Raw genomic sequence first — 24,979 nt, 5'->3', positions numbered from 1 at the left:
TAATTTCCATATTAATACCTTTAGTATTATTATATAATGTATATTATTAATATATCTCTATTTATTGATATAAATTAAATAAATAGGTAAAATATATTAAATAATAAAAAGGAATCAATATGGCAAGAGGAATTGTAGATTTATATGAAATAACAGAGCAGATGAATGAGGAATTAAATAAAGAACAATTACCTGATATCTCAAAAAATGAACTTATCGATTTAATAAAAGAAGCTGAAAAACAAACAGAAAAAGAACACAATAATATAGAAAAACAATCCCAAGAATCAGATGACTATGAAGACAAAACACTATTAAATGATTATGATAGTGTACCATATGAAAATTTTATTAATGCAAAAAATGAAGCTGAACTTCTTAAGACAGATAAAGATGGCAATATATTAGTATCAGAAGAAAATCAAACTAATATGAATAAAATTGCTGGTTTTATTTCTAAGATATATAGAACATTAGAATACTAAAAATTTTTAAATTCTCATTAATTAATGTATCTTACATACAAAATAAAACAGTAAAAAATGAGACTGTATAAATAGTAAATTTTAATAATTTAATATAAAAAGACTAAGTTCATTGTAACTTAGCCTTTCTTATTCTCTTTTATGTTTTAAAATTAAAACAATACATCATCATTGGTATCATCTTTTGATTTTAATTTATCTTTTTTAAATTGTAAATATGAAGTATTAATATTATGAAATCCAACATTTTTTGAAAAATCTTCTTTTTTAGTTATTTGATTAATAATAAGTTCCATTGATTCGATATTTTTCATCTCTAATTCTTCCTCAAGTTCTGCATAGGTACTTAATAATGAATCAAAGGCAAAGTGATAGTTATAGGCTAATTTTCCTTTATCATTAAGAAGTTTTTTTATAAAAACCCATCTATCAAAGATTATAGACCAAGCTTTTTTTTGTTCGGTTGTTATACATAAGTTACTAATAATTTCTTTCCATTTATATAAAGCAAAATAGGCTTGATGACTTACCCATAACTCTTTTATCCACCAATCCTGATATTTAGGGAAGCCTGAAAAAGTTTTTATTTTTACTTCAGGAACTTTTATCTCTTTTGTTTTATTGAGTTCATTATTAAGACTTTTTATTATAGATTGTATATTTGCTATTTCTTCTTTATTTACATTTTCTTCTGTCTCTTTCTCTTTTAACAACTCTTCTTGTAATTGTAGAGATTTTGTTATTTCTTCTTTTTTTGTACTTATTTCTTTTAATATTGCTTCTTTTTTTTGTAAAGCTTTTTCATTTTCATCATTTATATTTTGTGCTATATTTGTACTTAATACGTAAAAATGAAGGACAATAATAGGAAGAAAGAAATCAATAGTTGCCATCTCTTGCAAATCTTTTTCATCCATTTGATTTTTGATTGCTTGAAATTCACTTTTTATATCTTCTAGTTTATTGTATATATCATTTAAATCTGAAAGCCCTAATTCTAAAGATTTAGTTGCTATTTCAAATAGCTCTTTATCTTCAAAGTTAACATCCTTTGGTAGTTCTTCTATGATTCTTAAAACCTCAAGTTTTTTGTCATTACTTTGTTCTATATTTAATTTTATTCTAGAATCTTGTGCATCAAAATATTTTTTTCTCTCTGCAAGAAAAACAAGTTTTTCTTTTTCTTCAAGTTCTTTTTTATCAAGTGTTTGAAGCTGTTCTAACATCTTTTTATATTTTTCGACAAGTTCAGTTGAAAGTTCCATAGAGTTTTCAGCAGAGGCAAGAGCCACACGAGAAAGTTTACTAATACCTGATTCATGATTTTTAATCTGTTGTTTATGTAAAGCTATTTTTGTTTCATTTTCTTTAATAAGTGCTTCAAGAGCAATAATACTTTCCATAATAGATTTCCTTTTGGAACATTGTATAAAATTATTTTATCTAATTTTAATGAAATATAATAGGGTTTGGAAATGACTTTATTTTAAAAAGGCTAAGAAGAATTTACTTAGCCTTTTATTTTTGTGTATTTATTAAACTATCTTTTCCATGAAACTCTTTTTCATCTGCATCTGAAACAATTTTTTTAGATATGATATCTGTTTCCCTTGCAATTTCATTTGTATTTTGTGCAATTGAAGCGTTTTCTTGAGTTTGTTTATCTAAAACTGCAACTGTTTGTGTTATTTGAGAGATACCATATTGTTGATCTTTTGATGATGAAGAAACTTTATGAATAAGCTCTATTGTATTTGTAATATTAGAACTTAATTTTGTATAACCATCAATCATTGTATCCGCAATATTTTTACCTTCATTTGCTTTGATATTTGCATTTTCAACTAAATTTTTTATCTCTTTTGCTGCTTCAGTTGATCTATTTGCTAAGTTTCTTACTTCTTGTGCAACAACCGCAAATCCTTTTCCTGCTTCCCCTGCAGTTGCTGCTTCTACAGCTGCATTAAGAGACAATATATTTGTTTGAAAAGCTATTTGATCTATTACTATTATTGCTTCATTTATCGCTGTTACTTGAGAATTTATTTCGTCCATAGCTAAAGTTGTTTTTTTAGCTAGTTGCTCTCCCTCTTTAACTGATTTATTTACTTCATTTGAATAATCTGCCATTTTCTGAACATTTTCATTATTTGAAATAAAATTACTATTTATCTCTTCTAGGGCAGCTGATGTCTCTTCAATAGAAGCAGCTGCAGAGTTTGTATTTCTCGATAAAATTGCAACACTTTCAAGTAATATATCAGAACTTTGGTCAAGTTTCATACCTTTTGTTTTATTATCAATTAGCATATTTGTTATAGAATCTCCCAAATCATTAACACCATTTGCCAATTTTAATAAATGCTCTTTAAGTCCATCTATACTTACTTTTTCTAAATAATTATAGTTTGTATATTTATCCAATACCTCTAAAATATTATTAATATTTAATTCTAAATTATCACCCATTTTATTAAGTATAGTTTTTAACTGTTTTAATGCAGGATTTAATGAATCCAATTGAATTCTTTGATTCAAATCACCTTTCTCATAACCTGATAAAACGTTTACAATCTCTTCAATTAATTCCCTATCTTTTTCAATTCCAACTTTTGTTCTATTGATATTTTCATTTACAACTTTTGACATTTTACCAAGTTCATCTTCGCTACTATCATCCAAATAATCAATCTGTTTTGTTTCATTATTTAGATATTTAAAAAATGAAATTATCCCATTTTCAAAACTCTTAAGAGGTTTTAAAATGGTATTTTTTAAAAGTGTAATTGATATACCTATTATTACTATTAAAACAATTGCTGATATTATCATTAATGTAATATTTAAATCATAAATATCTTTTAATGCTTCATCTTCTTCTATTTCTGAAATAATTGCCCACTGTTGGTCAAATACTTTTATTCCAGTATAAGCTGTAAGTATATTATCCCCATTATTATTAACTGTAATATTTGCTCCGGTCTTATTTGTCAATGCCTCTTTTACTAAATCATTTTTAATTTCATATACTGAAATAGTAGTACCAGAATCTTTAACACCTTTTTGTGTTAATTGTTTTATAAATCTATGATTATTTCTCATCTTATAATCACTACCTAAAAGATAACTAATACCTGTCTCTCCTAAACCTGATTCTTCATATTTCCCATCAAAATTCATAATTTTATCAATAGAATTAATTGATAATTGAATAATCAGATTCCCTAATCTTCTATTTTCACTATTAAAAATTGGAGTTGCTAAAAAAGAAGCTGGAGTGTTATAACTTGGTTCATAAGGTTTAAAATCAGAAAATGCAACTTGACCTTTTTCAAGATTATAAGTTTTTTCATTTACTTTTGCTAATCCACTATTTGAATACACACCCTCTTTTAAATTTGTTCCAAAATCTTTTTCTTTAAAACTTGTATAAACTACATTTCCCATCATATCAACTAAAAACACATCATATAATGAAAATTTTTCTAATAATGTATTAAAAGTAGGATGAAATCTAGAATGAGCAAAAGTATAATTATTAAGAAATAGTGTAGTTTGGTTCATCTTATTTTTTTCACCAATATCAGCATCATTTTTAATAATATAGATATATTGAGCCATAATTCCATTTTTATTTTTTGGTAAATACTCTTCAAGGTCTCTTTTTTTAGGAATATTTGGTAATGAAAAATTAATCTTATTTACATATAAATTTTTATAATGTTCTAAAACCTCTTTTTTCACTTCATCTATATTTTCAACATCATTTCCAATAGTATAAAATCCTCTAATAAAGTTATTCATTGCATCTTGTGTAGAAGCAGAATTTGCAGTAGAGATTAACAATCCTTCTATTGTTTTAAAATAATCAGATATATGCTGCTTTTTTGCAGAAGCGATGGATTTTAACTGATTTAATTTTTCATTTTTAGTATTAGTAGTACTTTTGTATGCAGTAATTACTAAAATAATCGAAGAAATTAAAACTAAACTAATAATTATTAAACTCATAAGTTTAAAATTAATTGTCAATTTTTTCATTTGTTATAGTCCTTTTTATTTTAATCTATTTAATTATTACGGAAAAACGTATTCAAATAGTATCATTATGGAGCAGTTGAAAGAAAAATATAAACTTATTTAATAATTATTCTTTTTAAATATTTTATTTTAATTAATAAAATTTATTATTTAGTAAGTTTTATTTAATAATAAATTTAATAAAATTCTTTAAGGACAAATTTATTTTGGCCTAAAACTTTTAAGGAGACAAATTATGAAAAAGTTTGTATTGACAAGTACCGTAGTAATTTTTTCTACAATGAGTGCATTTGGTATGACAGACTCTGCACTTTTAGAAAAAGCAAAAAACTCTGGATTAAAAGCAATTCCCAAAAGCCAATTAGAGGTTTTAAAATTGGTGGATGATCCTAAAAATCCTATAACAACTAAAAAAGTTGCTTTAGGAAAAAAACTTTATTTTGAACCAAGATTATCAAAAAGTGGTCTTATTTCATGTAATACATGCCATAACTTAGCGATGGGTGGAGTTGATGGAGTTCCTGCTGCAATTGGACATAAATGGACGGCAAATCCTCACCACCTAAACTCTCCAACAGTTTATAATTCAGTTTTAAATAAAGTACAATTTTGGAATGGAAGATCCCCTCACTTAGAAGATCAAGCACAAGGACCAATCCAAGCTGGTCCAGAAATGGCAGCTCCTTCAGAACTTGTTGTAGATAGAGTTGTATCTATGAAAGGCTATGTGGATGAGTTTAAAGATACTTATGGAGAAAAAGTAAAAATTGATTTTAAACTTATTGCAGACACAATAGCTGTATTTGAAAGAACACTTATCACACCTTCTAAATATGATGATTTTATGAATGGAAATCTATCTTCACTATCGAAAGAAGAAAAAAAAGGATTAAATCTTTTTATTGATAAAGGATGTACAGGATGTCATAACAACATAGGATTAGGTGGAACAATGCAACCATTTGCTACTGCAGCAAAATACAAATTTGCAAATTTAGGTGATTTTAAAGGGGATAAAAATGGGATGGTTAAAACTCCAACTTTAAGAAATATTGAAGAGACAGCTCCATACTTTCATAATGGAGGAGTTTGGTCATTAAATGAAGCTGTAAAAGTAATGGGTTCAACTCAACTTGGAATAACAATTTCAGATGACGAAGCAAAAGATATAGTAACTTTTCTAAAATCACTTACAGGTGAAAAGCCAGAAATTTCATATCCTATACTTCCTGTTGCTACAAAAACAACACCAAAACCAGATATGAATTAATTTTCATAAAAAGATGTAGATTTTTATATAAATCTACATCTTGAAACAAACTATTTCAAAATCCAAAAATATACAAAAGAATCTACTTACAACTTTTACACTTTAATCAATAATATAGTACAATCGAAATAAAACAAACCCTCAAAATCTAACTATTTTATAAAAAAGGTAAACCAGTGAAAATATATATTTACGCTAAAAGTGGTCATAATATTGGATTAGAAGCAACAAGAAGTTGTGCAGCTATTGCTTCAGAATTGAAAAATTTTGACCCCATATTATGTACTTGTGACTTTAGAGCTGGCGCTTATGCAAAAGAAGAATTAGGTATAAAAAAGTATGTTAGTGTAGATGTTTTAACAAATCTTCCAAATATGATGCAACGTGGAGATATTTTAATATTTGATTCAGATGAAACAACAGAGTTTATGGAAAATCATATGAAAGAATTTTGCTCATTACTTTATAAAGTTGGAGTTGATATTCCTTTTAATATAGTGGATAAATCTCTTTTTATAAAAAATGAAAATCCTAGCCTTGAAAAAACTCTTTTTTTTGGGGATGATGATTATAATAATATGTTACTAGAACTTATTAATAATAGTTCAAAATTAGAACTTAATTTACTACTTGGACACTACTTCTTTTTGGGTAATGAAAAAAAACTAGAGCCTTTTTTTAATAAGCTATTTACTGATGAAGAGTATATATATACTATATCAAATTCAAAGTTCTTATTAACTACTTCACTTCAAAGTTGTCTAGAATCTATTGCTTGTGGAAACAGCCCTGTATTACTTCTGAGAGAAGATAAAGTGTATAATATGGAATTTATATCAAAATTAAACCTTCCTACAATAAACTATAACAAAAACTTAGGTAAAATAGTTTCAGAATTTGAAGATAAAATATCTTCTTATCCAAATTTGACGGATATTGATAAATTTGATTTTAATCCTATTATTAAAGAAATAGATAAAAAAGTTGATACATACAACAAGCTATCTAGCATAGAATCATAAGCTTAGCTTATCAAATTTTTATGCTAACTATAAGTTCTTATCTTCTATAATTCAAAAAACATAGGTGAAGTATTATAAGTTCACCTTATTAAAGGCAAAATATGGCTACAGAAAATGTTCAAATTGCTAAAAAATCACCTTATAGATTTAAAAGGTATTATATTTATTTAGTGGTTACAATTATGTCCCTTTCTATTCCTTTTATAAGAATAGATGGGAATCATGTTTTTTTATTATCATTTGATAAAAAACAACTACATCTTATGGGTATTGCATTTGATATGCAAGAATTATATATGATGCCATTTTTATTAATGCTTCTATTTTTAGGTATTTTTGCAGTTACTGCAATTGGAGGAAGAGCTTGGTGTGGTTGGGCCTGTCCACAAACAATCTTTAGGGTTGTATATAGAGATTTAATAGAATCTACTTTATTAAAATTAAGAAGAATCAAAAACAAACAAAAAGAGCCTGATTATTCAAAAGCTGAAAATGCAAGTAAAAAAATTGTAGGTATCATTTTATGGGCTATTTTAGCACTTATTGCTGCTGCTGATTTTATGTGGTACTTTGTTCCACCAGAAGACTTTTTTGCATATTTACAAAATCCTACAGAACATATGTTTTTAATAGGTATGGTTTTATGTATTGCTGCATTTTTAGTATATGATGTAGTTAAATTAAAAGAGGATTTTTGTGTTTATGTTTGTCCGTATTCTAGAGTTCAATCTGTTTTATATGATGATAATACTTTACAAGCTATTTACTCTACAAATAGAGGTGGAAATATCTACAATGAAAATAGAGAAAAAATTATCTTTAAAGAAAAAGATTTACCAGATCCTGCAAATGAGTGTACAACATGTGAATCATGTGTAACAGTATGTCCAACACATATTGATATTAGAAAAGGTTTACAATTAGAGTGCATCAACTGTTTAGAGTGTGTTGATGCTTGTACTTCAGTTATGGGAAAACTTGGAAAAGAATCATTAGTTCAATGGACAAGTACAAATAATATCAAAAATAATATCCCAACAAAAGTTATTAGAAAATCAACTATTTTATATAGTGTTGCATTACTTGTTATTGTTGGTCTTTTATTTATTATGGGTGGTAAAAAAGAGTACATGCTTCTAAATGTAAATAAAACTACTCAACTTTATCATATTAAAGAAAATGGTCTAGTTACAAATAACTTCTTATTTTTATTCCAAAATACAGATGCAAAAAAACATAAATATGCTTTAGAAATAGTTGACAATAAAGATGTATTTATCAAAAGTTTCAACCCTTTTGACTTAAGTGCAGGGAAATTGGCTAAAAAAGTTGTAATACTTGGAACTAATAAAAAATTAGTTGATGATGCGACAAAAGACACTCCAATAACTGTTACTATTAGAGCTTTTGCAGTTGATGAACCAGATAGAGTTCAAGTATTTAGAAAAGCTGTATTTATCTTCCCAAGATCAGATAAATTAAAACAATAATTTAACTTGTAAGTGTAAATTCAAATATTTACACTTACAAAAATCTACTAAAAAATTAACCCGATATTAACAAAACCTTAGCTATAATCGCGACTATAATTAACTACTATTTTTTACGGAGTATCACCAATGACTAAATTTATATTTGTTACAGGTGGAGTATTAAGTTCTTTAGGAAAAGGAATTACCTCTGCCTCTATTGCTACTATTTTAAAGCAATCTGGTTTTAAAGTAACTATGCTAAAAATCGACCCATATTTAAATGTGGATCCAGGAACAATGAGTCCACTAGAACATGGAGAAGTTTTCGTAACAGCAGATGGTGCGGAAACAGATTTAGATTTAGGGAACTATGAAAGATTTATTGATGTAACACTTGGTGCAAAAAATAGTTTTACTACAGGACAAGTTTATCAGTCTGTAATTAAAAGAGAAAGAGAAGGTGGATACTTAGGAAAAACTATTCAAGTTATTCCTCACGTAGTAGATGAAATTAAAGCGAGAATTTTTGATGCTGCTGAAGGTTATGAGTTTTTAATAGTAGAACTTGGTGGAACAGTAGGAGATATAGAAGGCTTACCTTTTATGGAATCAATTAGAGAGATAAGACATGAATTAGACAAAGATAGAACTATGAATATTCATGTAACATTAGTTCCATATATCTCTGCTGCAGGTGAACTTAAAACAAAACCAACACAACACAGTGTTCAAGAACTAAGAAGAATTGGTATTACACCTCATATGCTAGTATGTAGAAGTGAAAAACCTTTACCAAAAGAGTTAAAGAAAAAACTTGCAATGTCTTGTGATATTAACAATAATGCAGTAATCGAAGCAGGTGATGCACAATCGATTTATCAAGTTCCAATGAACTTTTTAAAAGAGGGGATTTTAACTCCATTATCAGAACACTTTAATATAAAACTTAAACCAAATATGGAAAAATGGGAAACTCTTGTTAAACATATCGTTCTTCCACAAGATGAAGTAAGAATTGCTTTTGTTGGAAAATATTTAGAACTAAAAGAGTCTTATAAATCTTTAATTGAATCTTTAATTCATGCAGGAGCTCACTTAAATACAAAAGTTAATATTAATTGGTGTGATAGTGAAAGAATAGAAGATGTAGGTGCTTATGAAATTATTGGAAACTCTGATGCAATCTTAGTTGCGGGTGGTTTTGGTAATCGAGGTGTTGAAGGAAAACTAAAAGCAATCGAATATGCTAGGGTAAATAAAATTCCATTTTTAGGAATTTGTTTAGGTATGCAGCTTTCAATTGTAGAATATTGTAGAAATGTTTTAGGAATTGAAGATGCAAACTCTATAGAATTTGATGAAAATACTTTAAATCCAGTTATATATTTAATTGATGAATTTATGGATCAATCTGGAAACAAACAACTAAGAACCCATACTTCACCTATGGGTGGAACAATGAGATTAGGAGAATATCCTTTTAATCCAAAAGCTGGAACAAAATTAAAAGCTGCCTATGGAAACAATGAAACATACTTTGAAAGACATAGACATAGATATGAAGCAAATCCAGCATACAAAGAGAGATTAGAAGAAGCTGGAATGATTATTTCTGGTGATTCAGATGGACTTATTGAAGCAGTAGAAATAAAAGATCACCCATGGTTTGTGGGAGTTCAATTTCACCCAGAGTTTACATCTCACTTGGAGACACCAAACCCAATCATATTAGAATTTGTAAGACAAGCTACTAAAATAAGTTAATGTCTAAAGTCACTAAACAAAAACTTTTTGACATATTATCTGCAAGGCACCAAATGAGTTCCTACTCTAAGCTTGCAGATATACCTTCTCCTATTGGCTTTAAAGATATTGATAAAGCTACAAAACGGGTTAAACAAGCCATATTAAATAATGAAAAGTTAACTATTGTTGGAGATTATGATGTTGATGGTGTAGTATCAACATCAATAATGGTTGATTTTTTTAAAAAAATTGGTTATGAAATTGACTATATTATCCCAAATCGATTTGAACATGGATATGGATTATCAACAAAAATTACAGAACTAATAGATAATGGATTAGTTATAACTGTTGACAATGGAATATCTGCTTGTGAAGCAACAAAAGTTTTAAATAGTAAAAATATAGATGTAATTATCACAGACCACCATACAGTTGGAAGTGAAATTCCACAAGCATATGCAATTATAAATCCAAAACAAGAAGAGTGTAACTTTCCATTTAAAGAGATTTGTGGAGCTCAAGTTGCTTGGTATTTTTGTGCTGCAATAAAAAAAGAGTTAAACCTTGATGTAAATATGAGTGAGTTTTTAGACCTACTTTGTATTGCAATAATTGCAGATATGATGCCAATGACAAGCCTAAACTATACCATGGTAAAAAGTGGTTTAAAAAAAATAGAAACCTCAAATAGAGTAGCAATTGCCCACCTACGAAATGCTATGAGAAAAACCTCTTTTGTATCTGATGATATTGGCTTTATTATTGCTCCAAAAATAAATAGTGCAGGAAGAATGGATGATGCTTCTATTGCCCTATCTTTTTTATTGTCAGATAATTTTGAAGAAGCAAGTGAAGCTTTAGAATTATTAGAAGAATTAAATAATAAAAGAAAAATATTACAAGAAAATATTTCATTAAAAGCAAAATATGAAATTGATGATAATGATAAAGCAATTGTAGTATGGGGTAATGATTGGCATGAAGGAGTAATTGGAATAGTTGCTTCTAAACTATCCCATGCTTTTAAACGACCTGCATTTATTTTTTCCATAAAAGATGGGATTGCAAAGGGAAGTGCAAGGGCAAATGCTGATATAAATCTGCATAGTATTATTTCAGAAGCAAAACACTTACTGTTGGGTTTTGGTGGACACAAAAATGCAGCAGGTATATCTATGGAAGTAAAGCACTTAGAAGAGTTTAAATCTATTATGAATAACGTTGTAACAAAAACATCAAAAGAGCTTTATATTGAGCCTATAACACTTGGAGAATTGGATGTTTCAAGTGTTGATATGGAATTTATGGAAATTATAGAGATGTTTGAACCATATGGTATGGAAAATCATAAACCCATATTTAAAGTAAGCAATGCAAAAGTAATAAAATCAGAACTCTTTGGAAAAGAGAAAAATCACTTAAAACTCTATCTAAACTCAGATGGCTTTGATTTTGAAGCTGTAAAATTTTATAGTAATAATATACATAAAGAATCTATAGATATGATTATATCTATAAATAAAAATGAGTTTAGAGGAGATATTTCTCCTCAATTTTTAATCCAAGATTTTTTATAAAACTAAAGGTGCGTAAGTAGTTCTAACATCAGGTGTTCGCTCTAAATCTAATATCTCTTCATCTATTAAAGTTGAAGCGGTAGAAGAGCTAACAATAGTACCTGTTCTTATGTTTATAAGTTTTATAAAAACAATTAAACGTTTTGTAGTGATACTATAAGTTCCCACCACTGCAAAGTTTTCATCAATAACTTGATTATTGATTTTATTTGCATTTCGACTTAAAACATTAAATCCATGTTTTCCAATTCTAAAATCATTACTTAACTCAACTTCTCTAACAAGTATATCTTTACTAAGTAAAGAGTTTTTTAAAGTATCAGATAATAAAAACCCCAATTTTGAATGGTTTTGTAATCTATCTAAATTAACAAAATCAGATACTAAAACCGTTTCATCTTTAAAAATATTTTTATCAAATTTTGCATATGACTTTTCAACTAAAGCTCTTAACATAGCTTGAAAATTATTAGCACCATCAATATCTTTATAAACACAAGAAGTAAAAACTAAAGGGAGTAAAAGGGATATTAAAAGAAGTTTTAACATCCCTTTTTTAAGAATTTTGGATTTCATAAAATATTATTGTTCTGGAACTATTTTGATAGTTCGTGGAGGTTCACAATCTTTAAAAATTACACAATCATTTCTTAAACCATGTTCATATGTAGATCTAGCACTTGTGATAATTTGACCAGATGTATTATCCATAACTCTAGCATTTAACATAATTTTTCCATATTGTCTTGAATAAGTACCAACAACAACAAAACTGTTTTGAACACTCTCTTTCATTTTGCTTGTATTTCTAGTAATAAAATATTCACCTTTTTCATTAACAGAAACAGCCATTTGACCTCTAAATTCAATTATATTAAACCCTCTATTTGATAACTCGTTAATTAAGCTTTCACTAATAACTCTACCAAATTCAGTCGTTTTTTTGAAGTTATCTAATCTAACAAAAGATGTGATTAGTACAGATTTATGAGTATGCATTTTGTTGTTTTGCATCATTTGAGTAGCTAGTGATGCAATTGTAGCTTCCAAAGAATTTTGAGTCGTAACATTTTGTTGCATATCTTCTGCAATCTTTAAATGCTGTTTTGTAATTTGAACCTTTTCATCAGCTTTTTTAACTTCAGCTTTTTCTGGTGTTTCTACCTCACCAGCAGTTAAAAGTGTAAGTGTTGATAAAAGAATCAAACTAGAGTTTCTCAATAGCTTAAGCATGTAATACCCCTTTTTCATAATTGATAAATTTTATTTAAACTTTACTTACATGTACTTGAAAAGTAATGATTTTGTTTCTTTGCCAACATTGTTTAATCAAATTTTAATAAATGTAGATTTTTGGCATATCCATTACTATTCTACAATGAAAATATGCTAAAATATTCTGAAAAAGGATTTTAAAATGGCAAAACTTTTAGTACCTATTTCAAATGGTTTTGAAGAAATTGAAACAGTTAGTATTGTAGATATTTGCAGAAGAGGTAATATTGAGGTAACAATTGCTTCAATTGAAAATATTGAAGTAACTGGGGCACACCAAATTTCGTTAAAAGCTGACAATTTATTATCAAATATTGACGAAAAAGATTTTGATATGATTGCATTACCTGGTGGATTGCCAAATGCTTTCAATCTAGCAGAAGACAAACTTTTACAAGAAATACTAAAAAAGTTTAAAGAAAATAACAAAAATATTGCTGCAATTTGTGCAGCACCATATGCTCTTCATAAAGCAGATGTTTTAAATGAAAACTATACTTGTTATCCAGGATTTGAAGGAAAAATAAAAGAAAATGGATACATAGAAAATAAAGATGTTGTAATTGATGGTAAAGTTATTACTTCAAGAGGTCCTGCAACTGCTATGAGTTTTGCCCTAGAAATAATAAAAGTTTTACAAGGTGAAGAAGAGTATAAAATAGTTAAACAAGGACTATTAGCAAATAATTGCTAATAGTTTTAAATTTATTTATCAAATTCTGGAACTCTATCTTTCCATAACAAGTGCAAAATATGCCTAAAATTACCAAAGATTTTATAATGGATAATAAATAGCACTATTTTTTTAACAAAGCAAACTATTTTTCATAAAAAAGTCTTCATAACTATTTTTTATATCATTATCTAACATAAAAGTTTTAGCATTTTGTGAATAAATATTTTGTAGATTTCTATCCTCATACAACTTTATAATACTATCCAACCAGCCTTTTTTATCTTTTATATCCAACACTATACCACTATTTGAAAAAGTAACAAATCCTTTAGGTCCACCCTCATTTGTAACTATAACTGGAAGTCCAGAACACATAGCTTCAAGTACCACTTGACCTAAGGTATCAGTAGTTGAAGGGAAAATAAAAACATCACAACTCGCATAGATTTTTGATAACTCTTCTGCTTGTTTTACCCCTAAAAAATTAATACTATATTTTTTTAACTCTTCCTTGTATTTTAAGAACTCTCCATTACCAACTATTATCAACTCTATAGGTTTTCCTAAAAGTGAAATCTCTTTAAAAAGCTCAATCAAAAACTTAATATTTTTCTCTTTAGTAACCCTTCCCACATATAAAAATTTTAACGTATCTGTTTTTATTCTATAATTACACCAAATATTTTTATCCCGAAAAGATGGAGAGAATTTTTTTGTATCAATTCCAGCTTTTAATGTAAACAGTTTTGATTTATCTATTTTCAAATCATTTATAACTATTTTTTTATACTCATCACTTCTTACAAATATTGCATCAAAATTTCTATAAAAAAATCTAAGATATCTTTTTGAAATCTCTCTACAAAGCTTTGAATTTGTGTTTTTAAAAATATATTCAGGAAAATCTGTATGATATATCCCAGCTTTTGGTATTTTGTAGATTTTTGCTAAAAAAGAGCCTATAAGTCCAACAGGACCTGGAGTTGAAATATGTATTAGATTTGGTGATAATTGTTTCAATCTCTTTGCCATTTTAAAAGGATTTGGAAAGACTAAATCTAATTCACTATAAAAGGGCATTGAAATTTTGAAATATGGTTTAGTATTGTAAATATTTTCTTTTTGTGAAAAAGCAGTTTTCTTTGTACTTGTTATAATTGTAAACTTATTATCTGATTTTATCTCTGCAAAATCATTTAAAAATCTGGATACACCATTTAAATCATAAACCGTATCACTAAATAAAACTATATTTACCTTATTCATTTAAATATATTATCAAGAGATGGTTACAAAAATATTACTTTAAATGATGCCATAATGTAATCATTTAAAAATACAATTTGGAATGAACTACAAAACAATATTTATATCGGATGTGCATTTGGGAACAAGGTTTTCCCAAGCAGAAAAACTTATTGATTTTTTAAAAGAAAATGAAAGTGAAAATCTTTTTTTAGTGGGAGATATAATTGATGGATGGTCAATAAAAAGAAAATTTGTTTGGCCACAATCTCACTCTGATGTTATACAAAAAGTCCTAAGAAAGGCTAGAAAAGGGACAAATGTATATTTTATCACAGGCAATCACGATGAATTTCTAAGACCCTTTGTTCCTCTTATTTTAGGAGATAAATTAAATGTCTCAAATGAATTTAACTATACTTCAATAAATGGCAAAAAATATTACATAACCCATGGTGACTTTTTTGACTCTATTACTATGACAAAAAAATGGTTAGCTATTTTAGGTGATTATGGTTATGATTTTTTACTTTATATAAACCACATATTAAATAGAATAAGAAAAACATTTAATATCAATTCTCAATGGTCACTATCAAAATATATAAAAGACAATGTAAAAAGTTCAGTTAATTTTATAAATGATTTTGAAAAAGTATTGACAGAACATGCTAAGCACAAAGGTTATGATGGTATTATATGTGGTCACATTCACAAAGCTGAACAAAGAGATATAAATGGTGTAGAATATAAAAATTGTGGAGATTGGGTTGAATCTTGTACTGCAATTGTAGAAACACATGAGGGTGAATTTGAAATTATTAATTGGTAAAAAAAATGTCTAAACTAGCACTTTGTCTAAGTGGAGGTGCTGCCAGAGGTGCCTTTCATCTAGGAATTCTTGCATATTTAGAAGATAAAGCTATTGAAATAGAAGCTTATTCTGGAAGTTCAATTGGAGCTATTATATCTTGTTCTCACGCTAGTGGAATTGAAGCAAGAAAACAGTTAGAACTTTTTAAAAGTGATGAAATAAAAAAAACTCTAAAATTTAATTATTTTAAAAATGGATTATTACGAATAAACAAAGAACATCATCTCTTAGATACTTTATTACCGATAAAAAATATTCAAGATATCCCTAAAAGTGTTCATATAAATGCCTATGATACTAAAGCAAAAAAAATCAACTACTTCAATGAAGGAGATACACAAACTTTATGTATAGCTTCAAGTGCACTTATTCCTATATTTAGACCAATTCATTACGAGCATAAATATTTAATAGATGGTGGACTTTTTGATAATATGCCTATTACTCCTTTACAAAATAAAAATTATGAGATTTATTGTATAGACTTGATGCCAAAATCAAATAAAAATCAAAAAAACAGATTTGATTTATTAAAACCCCTAAAAAAAAGACTCTTTCAAACACGTATTAATAATGGAAATTATTCCATACAACATTGTGATATATATATAACTCATCCCAACCTTAGACAAACTTCCATGTTCACATTTAATGGCTTACAAGAAACCTTTGATTTAGGCTATAACGAAGCACCAAAATACTTCTCTTAAATTAGTTTTAAATATTTAAAACTTCCACTTTTCCCATTTAATTTTAATTGCTAATTGGTTATAATCGCCATATCAAAAATTAAAGAATTAATATGTCAGATACACCACAATTTACGCACTTACACCTTCATACAGAATATTCCCTATTAGATGGGGCAAATAAAATTAAGTCTTTAGCAAAAAAAATAAAAACACTTGGAATGAAAAGTGTTGCCATGACTGACCACGGTAATATGTTTGGAGCTATAGATTTTTATAAAGCCATGAAAGGTGAGGGAATAAAACCAATTATTGGTATGGAGGCTTATATCCACAATTCAGAAGAATTGGATGATAAATCACATAGAAAAAGATTTCACTTATGTTTATATGCCAAAAATGAAAAGGGTTACAAAAACTTAATGTTTTTAAGTAGTCAAGCTTATATGCATGGGTTTTACTACTACCCAAGAATAAATAAAAAATTATTAAGAGAAAACAGCGAAGGACTTGTTTGTAGTGCAGCTTGTTTGCAAGGGGAAGTAAACTGGCATTTAAATACTCAAAATGAAAGAAATGTAAAAAATGGTGCAAAAGGATATGAAGAAGCGAAAAGAGTCGCTTTAGAATATAAAGAAATATTTGGAGATGATTTTTATTTGGAAATCATGCGACATGGTATTTCAGATCAGCACTTTGTAGATGACCAGATTTTAAGGATCTCCAAAGAGACAGGTATAAAAGTTGTTGCCACAAACGATACCCACTATTTAGAACAAAAAGATGCCGATGCCCATGAAGCTTTTATGTGTATTGCTATGAATAAACTTTACGATGACCCAAATAGATTAAGACATAGTGTTCATGAGTTTTATTTAAAATCATCAGAACAAATCTCAAAACTATATGCTGATATTCCTGAAACCATTGCTGCTACGCAAGAGATAGTTGATAAATGTAATTTAGAGATAAAATTAGGAGACCCAACTCCCCCAAATTTTAAATTTACAAGGGAAAAATCACTTGAACAAGGATTAATTCTTCCTGAGCCAGATAAAGAATATTCACTCGAAAACGATAAAGTTTTATTTATCCATGAGTGTTGGAAAGGTTTAGAAAAAAGACTTGAAATAGTACCTGCTGAACGACATCAAGAGTACAAGGATAGACTACAAGTAGAGATTGATATTATTAATAATATGAAATTTCCAGGATATATGCTTATTGTTTGGGATTTCGTAATTGTTGCAAAACAAATGGGAATACCTGTTGGTCCTGGACGGGGATCTGCAGCTGGAAGTTTAGTTGCTTTTTCCCTTGCTATTACAGATATTGACCCTATACCTTATGGTTTACTTTTTGAGAGATTTCTAAATCCAGAGAGGGTATCTATGCCCGATATTGATATGGACTTTTGTCAAGCAAGACGTCAAGAGATTTTAGATTATGTAATCAATAAATATGGTCGAGCTAACGTTGCACAAATCATCACATTTGGTAAACTTCTTGCAAAAGGAGTTATTAGAGATGTTGCTAGAGTTCTTGATATGCCCTACTCACAAGCCGATGCTATGGCAAAACTTATTCCAGATGAATTAGGTATTAATCTTACATCTTCATATGAAAAAGAACCAAAAATAAAAGAGCTTTGTGATTCTAATCCTCAAGCAAAAAGAGTTTGGGATTTTGCATTAGCCCTTGAAGGACTTAACAGAAATGCTGGAACGCATGCAGCTGGTGTTGTTATTTCAAATGAACCACTTTGGAATAAAACACCACTATTTAAACCCTCCGGTATGGAAACTCTAGCAACTCAATACAATGGTAAGTATGTTGAAGATGTTGATTTGATTAAATTCGACTTCTTGGGATTAAAAACCCTAACTGTTATTGAAGAAGCAAATAAACTAATAGAGCAAAGACATGGTAAAAGAGTGAATTTCCTCACAGCTGATGTAAATGACAAAGGAGTTTATGATTTAATTCAAACAGGAAATACAATTGGACTATTTCAAATAGAATCCGATGGTATGCAAGATTTATGTAAAAGATTAAAACCATCAAATTTTGAGGATATTATTGCCGTTCTTGCACTTTATAGACCAGGTCCTATGGAATCAGGGATGCTTGATGACTTTATTGATAGAAAACACGGTCGAGCTGAAATTAACTACTTCTATGATGAGTTTGATGCTCCTTTACGACCAATTCTAGAGACAACCTATGGTGTTATCGTTTATCAAGAGCAAGTTATGCAAATCGTACAATCAATTGGTGGATTTAGCCTTGGAGGGGCTGACTTAGTTAGACGGGCAATGGGTAAAAAAATCAAAGAAGAGATGGACAGACTAAAAGGTGAATTTGCAATCGGTGGAGTAAATAAAGGCTATAAAAAAGAGCATTGTGAAGAATTATTCGACCTTATTGTTAAGTTTGCAGGATATGGATTTAATAAATCTCACTCAGCAGCTTATGCTTTAGTTACCTTTTATACTTCATATTTAAAATGCTACTATCCATCAGAATTTATGGCAGCACTTTTAACTTTAGAAAAAGATAACACGGATAAAGTTGTAAAATATGTGGATGAAGTAAAAAGATTAAAACTTGACCTTTTCCCACCAGATATAAACAAATCTGACCTAGTATTCTCCGCAAGAAAAATTGATGGACATGAAGTTGTAATGTTTGGAATGGGAGCTATAAAAGGTGCTGGAGATGTTGCTATTAACTCTATTTTAAAAGAGAGAAATGAAAATGGAAACTTTGCTGATTTTGCTGATTTTATTTCTAGAGTTGATGGAAGTAAAGTAAATAAAAGAGTATTTGAATCCTTGGCAAAAGCCGGTGCTTTTGATACCTTTGGATATTCAAGAAGATCAATTTTAGAGCAAATAGAACTTATAAATGAAACTGTTGGAAAAGCCATGACTGCAAAGAAAATGGCCACAGGTTCACTTTTTGGAGATTCACAAGAACTTACAAGAGTAGAAATAGAGTTAGAAACTTTTCCAGAGTATGAATTAAAAGAGTTATTAGAGTTAGAAAAACAATCTTTAGGATTTTATGTATCTGGACATCCTCTTGATGAATATAGAGAACAACTTGATGGAATAAGTTATACCTTATCTTCGGAAATTGAAGATTTAGAAGATGGAAGTGAAGCACTTTTTATTGGAAAAGTTGAAACTATTACTGAACGAATTTCTAAAAAAGGTAATAAATTTGCAATTTTAAGCCTTATGGATTTCCATGGAAATATAGAGCTTATGCTTTTTGAAGATAGATTAAAAGAGTTAAGGGAAGATTTTGATTTAGATGAGCCAATTGCCTTTAAAGTAAGAATTACTAAAGATGACCAATTTACAAGAATAAATTTACGAAAAATAGAGACTTTAAAAGAAGCAAAAAAAGAGAAAGTCAAAACAAAACAAAAAGCAATAGAAGAACCACCAATAATAGTTGCTGTAAATTTTACAAATGATGAAAAAATAATGTATGACCTATTTGAAATAATTGCCCATAATCAAGGGAAAAGAGAACTTAAACTTTTAGTTAAATCAAAACTTGGTGATATAGAACTTGATACTGGATTTAAAGTTACTTCAAATATAGAAAGTTTGGTAAAATCACTTGAAGGAGTTTTTATAGCCTAATGAAACATATACTTTTAACAAATGATGATGGATTTGATGCAATTGGATTAAAAGCTTTGATAGATGCCTTAAGTCCTATTGCAAAATTGACAGTTGTTGCACCTGCAAAAAATAAATCTGCATGTGGACACTCCTTAACACTTGATAGACCACTTAGAATGGTTAGTGTTGATGATGATTATTATAAAGTTGATGATGGAACTCCTACGGATTGTGTTTTTATATCTTTAAACAACCTTTTTAAAGATGGATATAAACCTGATTTAGTAATAAGTGGTATAAATGTTGGTGCAAATATGGGCGAAGATATTACTTATAGTGGAACAGCTGCAGCTGCTATGGAAGCAACCCTTCAAGGTGTTCCTGCAATTGCGATATCTCAAGTTTGTATAAATAAATGTGAGAATGTTACCAGTGAAAAAGATTTTGCTCTTGCAAAAAAAGCAATAGTTACAATAACAAAAAAGATCTTTAAAGAAGAGTTTCCTTTGGGGAATAGAAGATTTTTAAATATAAATATTCCTCCCATTAAAGAAGATGAATGTAAAGGCTTTAAAATCACAAAAGCAGGATATAGAGTTTACGGAAATGATACCCATAGACACCTAAATCCAAGAGGTGAAGAGTTTTACTGGATAGGCTTACATCCGCTCATTTGGGAAAAAAGTGAAAAATTAGATTGTGATTTTGAAGCCATCAAAGGAAATTTTATCTCTATTTCTCCTATAATGTTAGATATGACTTCATATGATGACATAACAAATTTAAATGATTGGATAAAGGAATAACGTAAATGAATTTTAAAAAGGCTCTAATCTGCAACATAGAAAAACTTGTTGGTGAATTAAAGGATGAAAAAGAGTTAAAAGAAATTTTAAAAAGAAAATTCACAAAAAAAGAATATAAAGTTTTTGTAGCCTATGAAGAGGGACAAGATTTTGAACAAATCTCTGAATTACTTGATGAAGAGTTAGAAAGAGTTGAAGAACTATATAAAACTGCCATAAAAAAAGTTAATCAAGAGAAGATAAAACAAGAACTTGTTGAGCTTTAATTATAATTTAGCAGGAACCTTTCCTGCTTCATTTGAGACAACTTCATCAAAAAGTTTTTTTGTAAATTTAACTAAAACCATTCCAGCAAATTTATTATCTGTTTTATTGTAAAACTCTACTCTATATATTTGACCTTTTCTATCCAATGAAAATCTTTTGATTATTTCATCTTTTTCAATTTTTATACCAGCTTCATTTTTATGTGATTTATTAACGTATCCAATTACATTTACCCTATAATTATTAGGAAATACATAAAAACTTTTTGATACATCAATTAAAGAACCAACTTCAACACTTTGTTCTTTTCCATCAATTTTAAATTTAACACTCTCTTTTTTTTCACTGACTTCTAAATAATCTGGTTCTAAAACAGATAACTTTCTATTTCCATAATGAATAGCATAAGTTGAATTACTATTTTTAACTACTGTCATTACAGGACTACTTGGTTTAAAATCAATAATTCCATCTTTTTTTATTGGGAAATAACTAATATAACTTCTAACTTGTGAAAGGGGAAGTCTAATTTTATCATCATAAAAAGAGATATAAATATCATTATCTATAACATTTCTTAATGCAAGTGGTTGTAAGTCAAATTTTCTTTTAAACTCAATACCCATAATAGTCATATACTCTTCAAGAGCTAAAAGATGATAATAAGTTCTTTCATGGACTGGTAATTCTTTGCTTGCTTCATTTCCAAAAGCAGCTTTACCATTGTTTATCGCATAATAAGTTAATGTTTTTTCCATCTCCTTATCACCTAGTTTTGTTTTAGTATTATGTAAATGATAAATATCTTCTTTTCTTATCAAATTTGCATTTACTTTTTCACAAATTCTTTTTCCTATCTCTTCAAGATTACCATATACAGGAACATTTAATGTTGCTTGGTCAATAATTGAACTTTGTCCCCATTTATAAGGAGAATGTTCTTTATCAATATGCTTTTTTCTAAAATAACCACTTCCATCATGTAAATTAAGTATTAATTTTACTTCTGGTTTTTTAATTAACTCTTTAATTCTTTTTACATCAAGAAAATCTGGATCTTCCTTTGATATATAAGCAAATTTTCTATTCATATCACCAAAAGGGCCTCGTGATCTTTTAATAATAGAATTAAAATTTAAATTTGGAACAATCCAAACTGAACCTTTTGTTATCTCATAATGTGTAGCAATTAAAGATGCGGCCATAAAACCACCAGGCTCATCACCTTGTATTCCACCAACAATTAATAAGGTATTATCATCTTGAATACCTTTTTTTATTAACTTAAAATTTAAGTCATCATTATTTGCATGCAAATTTTGTAACAAAATAAATAAAATAAAAAATCTAAACAACTTTAACATGCCAAGGTTCATACCTTACCCCATCCTTATTCCCAATTGTATATCTCATATCAATATACTTTAGTGTTTTCATTTGTGAAAATTCGCTTGTAAATGAAAATCTTTCTGTAAAGTTATCAGCACCTAAACCTTTTTTACCAACATCAAAATCACCAACAGAATGATATGTGAAAGCAGGTGGTGCAATAGATCTAGAAGCTTTAGAAAGATTCATATCTACAGATTTTAATTTATCTAAAAATAGTCTCATTTGTTTAACAACAGATCTAACTCCTGATGTTAAATAAATAGTTGGTCCAATATCTTTTTTCAATTTTAAATATGTTTCTTTTGGTTTTCCTTTAAAAACATAATGCCCAGTATAAGGAACTTTTTCTATATCTTTTATATTAATACTTGAAGTAAGATTTGTAGTTGTTCTTTCACCATAAAAACCATGATAAGCAGGCTCATAATAAAAAATATGTTCTATAAAAGCTAACTCATCTTTTGTAAAAACTGTTCCATGTTTTGAATATTTCAATACATTAATAGCTTCATCAAAAGATATAATGTTAAAATTACCATATCCAACATATTTTTGAATATAGTCTAGTTTCTTTTGTACACTTATAAATGAGTTATGATACTCTTTTTCCAAAAATACATCTTTTACAATATCTACTTTATTCTCATTTGGAAAAAAGATATCTTTTGGTGTTAATGTCTCTTCCTCTTCCGCAATTGAAGAGTTTGAAAAGCCAATTATGGGTAATAATGTTGAACCTAATGCAATATTTCTTGCTTTTTCTAAAAATTCTCTTCTATTCATTTTTTCTTCTTTTATAAAACCATTTTTACTAAACTATGTTTACCTAGCAGTTCATAAATAATTTTTCTATCATCTTCATTATGAACAATTAAATCCAAGGTATAACTTTTAAATTTACCTTTTGAACTAACTTTAGATTCACTTACTTTATGTTCTCTTTCAATAATAACTTCTTTTATAACTTCATGGATGTTAACAGTTTCTGTCACTACTATTTTATAAGACCAACTACATGGATAATCAAGCTCTAATTTATGTTTGCTTAAATCAATCATCTTTTAAAATCTCCACTTTTACCACCAGATTTACTCTCTAATTGAATATTTGAAATTACCATTGATTTATCTATCGCCTTAACCATATCATAAATAGTTAACAACCCAATACTTGTCCCAGTTAATGCTTCCATTTCAACACCAGTTTGACCATTTAATTTAGCAGTAACAACTAATTTAAATCCTGGTAATTCAGGTAATTCTACAACATCACAATTAATTCCACTTAACAATAAAGGATGACACATAGGTATTAATTCGCTAGTTTTTTTAACACCCATTATTGATGCAACAACAGCAGTTTGTAATACTGGACCTTTTTTAGTATTATTTGTTATTATTGCATTATATGCTTCTTGTGACATTGATATTTGTCCAGAAGCAACTGCAACTCTTGTTGTTTCTTGTTTTTCTGAAACATCTACCATTTTTGGTCTATTATTTTCATCTAAGTGTGTTAAATCCAAGTTTTTTCCTAAATATCTTAAATTATCGGATTATATCAAAATAGAGTTAAATTGTAATTAAGTATTATTTAAATATAATGCCTCCCTATATTTTAAAAGAAAGAGGGTGATTATAGTGCCAGGTATTAAAGTTAAAGATAGCGAATCTTTCGACGAAGCATATAGAAGATTTAAAAAGCAATGTGACAGAAACCTAATCGTTACTGAAACAAGAGCAAGAAGATTTTTTGAACCTATGACTGAAAAGAGAAAGAAACAAAAAATTAATGCTAAGAAAAAAATGCTTAAAAGATTGTATATGCTTAGAAGATACGAATCTAGACTGTAATAGAACACTATTACCAAGAAAAAAGGGAGAAGTTAATAGCTTCTCCCTTTTTTTTATGCCTTTTTTCACTCTTCTAATATAAGACTCTATCTAAATAAAAATAATTCTTTATACTAATTTGTTTATAAAAATTTTACGTGACCTAGGTCAAGGACTTTTTTTTTCAATTAGGTTATTATTTCAAATGTATAAAATTATATTAAGAGGGAGTATATATGTGGCTAAAAATATTGATAAAAATTATAATAATAAAATAAAGCAAAATTTTTCCTTGCATTATTTATTTCTTTTTTGATTTATATGGGATAGATTAATCTGGTGCTCACAGTAGGAGTTGAACCTACAACCTTTCCCTTACCATGGGACTGCTCTACCATTGGAGCTATGCGAGCTGTTAATAATGAATAGTGAATAACTAATAATGAATAATTAATAGGATACCTGACTTAAGGGAATAAATCCTTGAATAGGTAATAATCTTCTAATTATAAAAAAAGATACAAGAATAGTTAGTAATAATAACCATATAAATAATATATATTAATACAACTAAATAAATCCCTAAAAAGAAGGCTAAAAAAAAAGCTCAGTGCTAAAAAGACAGATGTCTAAATAGAACTAAGCTTAAATAAAAACTCAAGAGTTGGC

22 protein-coding genes and 1 tRNA gene are annotated in these 24,979 nt (G+C 28.1%); 13 read left to right on the top strand and 10 right to left on the bottom strand.

Annotated elements, in window-relative coordinates:
• The first annotated feature begins 119 nt into the window (after positions 1 to 119).
• Positions 120 to 485, top strand: a complete 366-nt coding sequence (locus tag ACQY5W_RS12425) for a hypothetical protein (protein ID WP_428025291.1) — start codon at positions 120 to 122, stop codon at positions 483 to 485.
• Between the two features lie 152 nt (positions 486 to 637).
• Here ACQY5W_RS12425 and ACQY5W_RS12420 read toward each other — a convergent pair whose 3' ends face one another.
• On the bottom strand, positions 638 to 1,888 hold the full coding sequence (locus ACQY5W_RS12420) for a hypothetical protein (RefSeq protein ID WP_428025290.1): 1,251 nt from the start codon (positions 1,886 to 1,888) through the stop codon (positions 638 to 640).
• A 115-nt stretch (positions 1,889 to 2,003) separates the two neighbouring features.
• Entirely contained in the window at positions 2,004 to 4,526 is a 2,523-nt protein-coding gene (locus ACQY5W_RS12415) for a methyl-accepting chemotaxis protein (RefSeq protein WP_428025289.1), read from the bottom strand.
• Positions 4,527 to 4,761: 235 nt separating this feature from the next.
• On the opposite strand from ACQY5W_RS12415, the gene ACQY5W_RS12410 reads away from it, so the two are divergent.
• From ACQY5W_RS12410 to recJ, 5 genes are all read left to right on the top strand, one after another.
• The gene (locus tag ACQY5W_RS12410) at positions 4,762 to 5,796 is read left to right on the top strand and encodes a cytochrome-c peroxidase (RefSeq protein ID WP_428025288.1); all 1,035 of its coding nucleotides are present in this window, start codon (positions 4,762 to 4,764) and stop codon (positions 5,794 to 5,796) included.
• Between the two features lie 176 nt (positions 5,797 to 5,972).
• Positions 5,973 to 6,818, top strand: a complete 846-nt coding sequence (locus ACQY5W_RS12405; protein WP_428025287.1) for a hypothetical protein — start codon at positions 5,973 to 5,975, stop codon at positions 6,816 to 6,818.
• A 101-nt stretch (positions 6,819 to 6,919) separates the two neighbouring features.
• The gene (gene ccoG, locus ACQY5W_RS12400) at positions 6,920 to 8,308 is read left to right on the top strand and encodes a cytochrome c oxidase accessory protein CcoG (RefSeq protein ID WP_428025286.1); all 1,389 of its coding nucleotides are present in this window, start codon (positions 6,920 to 6,922) and stop codon (positions 8,306 to 8,308) included.
• A 129-nt stretch (positions 8,309 to 8,437) separates the two neighbouring features.
• Complete coding sequence (locus ACQY5W_RS12395; protein WP_428025285.1) at positions 8,438 to 10,054, top strand: CTP synthase; 1,617 nt, start codon at positions 8,438 to 8,440, stop codon at positions 10,052 to 10,054.
• A gap of 53 nt (positions 10,055 to 10,107) precedes the next feature.
• Positions 10,108 to 11,616, top strand: a complete 1,509-nt coding sequence (gene recJ / locus ACQY5W_RS12390) for a single-stranded-DNA-specific exonuclease RecJ (RefSeq protein WP_428025284.1) — start codon at positions 10,108 to 10,110, stop codon at positions 11,614 to 11,616.
• Here the strand turns inward: recJ and ACQY5W_RS12385 are convergent.
• Both ACQY5W_RS12385 and ACQY5W_RS12380 read right to left on the bottom strand, forming a co-directional pair.
• Positions 11,611 to 12,192 (bottom strand): FlgO family outer membrane protein, encoded by a 582-nt coding sequence (locus ACQY5W_RS12385; RefSeq protein ID WP_428025283.1) that lies wholly within the window; start codon positions 12,190 to 12,192, stop codon positions 11,611 to 11,613. The two genes, recJ and ACQY5W_RS12385, sit on opposite strands and share 6 nt — an antisense overlap.
• Before the next feature lie 6 nt (positions 12,193 to 12,198).
• Positions 12,199 to 12,849, bottom strand: a complete 651-nt coding sequence (locus ACQY5W_RS12380) for a FlgO family outer membrane protein (protein ID WP_428025282.1) — start codon at positions 12,847 to 12,849, stop codon at positions 12,199 to 12,201.
• A gap of 184 nt (positions 12,850 to 13,033) precedes the next feature.
• On the opposite strand from ACQY5W_RS12380, the gene ACQY5W_RS12375 reads away from it, so the two are divergent.
• Complete coding sequence (locus tag ACQY5W_RS12375) at positions 13,034 to 13,585, top strand: DJ-1 family glyoxalase III (RefSeq protein ID WP_428025281.1); 552 nt, start codon at positions 13,034 to 13,036, stop codon at positions 13,583 to 13,585.
• A gap of 111 nt (positions 13,586 to 13,696) precedes the next feature.
• On the opposite strand, the gene ACQY5W_RS12370 is transcribed toward ACQY5W_RS12375, so the two are convergent.
• On the bottom strand, positions 13,697 to 14,833 hold the full coding sequence (locus tag ACQY5W_RS12370; protein WP_428025280.1) for a glycosyltransferase: 1,137 nt from the start codon (positions 14,831 to 14,833) through the stop codon (positions 13,697 to 13,699).
• Positions 14,834 to 14,915: 82 nt separating this feature from the next.
• On the opposite strand from ACQY5W_RS12370, the gene ACQY5W_RS12365 reads away from it, so the two are divergent.
• The 5 genes from ACQY5W_RS12365 to ACQY5W_RS12345 all read left to right on the top strand — a co-directional run bounded on the left by ACQY5W_RS12365 (position 14,916) and on the right by ACQY5W_RS12345 (position 21,085).
• The gene (locus ACQY5W_RS12365; protein WP_428025279.1) at positions 14,916 to 15,644 is read left to right on the top strand and encodes a UDP-2,3-diacylglucosamine diphosphatase; all 729 of its coding nucleotides are present in this window, start codon (positions 14,916 to 14,918) and stop codon (positions 15,642 to 15,644) included.
• 5 nt (positions 15,645 to 15,649) lie between these two features.
• Positions 15,650 to 16,396 carry a patatin-like phospholipase family protein gene (locus tag ACQY5W_RS12360; protein ID WP_428025278.1) on the top strand — a complete coding sequence of 249 codons (747 nt, stop codon included), beginning with the start codon at positions 15,650 to 15,652 and terminating at the stop codon, positions 16,394 to 16,396.
• A gap of 92 nt (positions 16,397 to 16,488) precedes the next feature.
• On the top strand, positions 16,489 to 20,031 hold the full coding sequence (dnaE, locus tag ACQY5W_RS12355; RefSeq protein WP_428025277.1) for a DNA polymerase III subunit alpha: 3,543 nt from the start codon (positions 16,489 to 16,491) through the stop codon (positions 20,029 to 20,031).
• Entirely contained in the window at positions 20,031 to 20,819 is a 789-nt protein-coding gene (surE, locus tag ACQY5W_RS12350; RefSeq protein ID WP_428025276.1) for a 5'/3'-nucleotidase SurE, read from the top strand. The genes dnaE and surE overlap by 1 nt, the downstream gene beginning before the upstream one ends.
• 5 nt (positions 20,820 to 20,824) lie before the next feature.
• Positions 20,825 to 21,085 (top strand): hypothetical protein, encoded by a 261-nt coding sequence (locus ACQY5W_RS12345; RefSeq protein ID WP_428025275.1) that lies wholly within the window; start codon positions 20,825 to 20,827, stop codon positions 21,083 to 21,085.
• Here the strand turns inward: ACQY5W_RS12345 and ACQY5W_RS12340 are convergent, their stop codons facing one another.
• From ACQY5W_RS12340 to moaC, 4 genes are read right to left on the bottom strand one after another with little or no spacing between them, the layout of a single operon-like run.
• Entirely contained in the window at positions 21,086 to 22,450 is a 1,365-nt protein-coding gene (locus tag ACQY5W_RS12340; protein ID WP_428025274.1) for a M99 family carboxypeptidase catalytic domain-containing protein, read from the bottom strand.
• On the bottom strand, positions 22,434 to 23,261 hold the full coding sequence (locus ACQY5W_RS12335; protein WP_428025273.1) for a M15 family metallopeptidase: 828 nt from the start codon (positions 23,259 to 23,261) through the stop codon (positions 22,434 to 22,436). Before ACQY5W_RS12335 ends, ACQY5W_RS12340 begins: the two co-directional genes overlap by 17 nt.
• Positions 23,262 to 23,272: 11 nt before the next feature.
• The gene (locus ACQY5W_RS12330; RefSeq protein WP_428025272.1) at positions 23,273 to 23,536 is read right to left on the bottom strand and encodes an HP0495 family protein; all 264 of its coding nucleotides are present in this window, start codon (positions 23,534 to 23,536) and stop codon (positions 23,273 to 23,275) included.
• Positions 23,533 to 24,003 carry a cyclic pyranopterin monophosphate synthase MoaC gene (moaC, locus tag ACQY5W_RS12325; RefSeq protein WP_428025271.1) on the bottom strand — a complete coding sequence of 157 codons (471 nt, stop codon included), beginning with the start codon at positions 24,001 to 24,003 and terminating at the stop codon, positions 23,533 to 23,535. The genes ACQY5W_RS12330 and moaC overlap by 4 nt, the downstream gene beginning before the upstream one ends.
• A gap of 115 nt (positions 24,004 to 24,118) precedes the next feature.
• On the opposite strand from moaC, the gene rpsU reads away from it, so the two are divergent.
• A complete protein-coding gene (gene rpsU / locus ACQY5W_RS12320) occupies positions 24,119 to 24,331 on the top strand; it encodes a 30S ribosomal protein S21 (protein ID WP_013136837.1) in 213 nt (70 codons plus the stop codon).
• A gap of 316 nt (positions 24,332 to 24,647) precedes the next feature.
• Here rpsU and ACQY5W_RS12315 read toward each other — a convergent pair.
• Positions 24,648 to 24,723, bottom strand: a tRNA-Thr gene (locus ACQY5W_RS12315).
• Positions 24,724 to 24,979: the final 256 nt, after the last annotated feature.

This window comes from Arcobacter sp., from assembly GCF_050300555.1.
Classification (GTDB): domain Bacteria; phylum Campylobacterota; class Campylobacteria; order Campylobacterales; family Arcobacteraceae; genus Arcobacter.
Note: the sequence above shows the minus strand (reverse complement) of the source record. Positions and strands in the feature narration are given on the sequence as shown.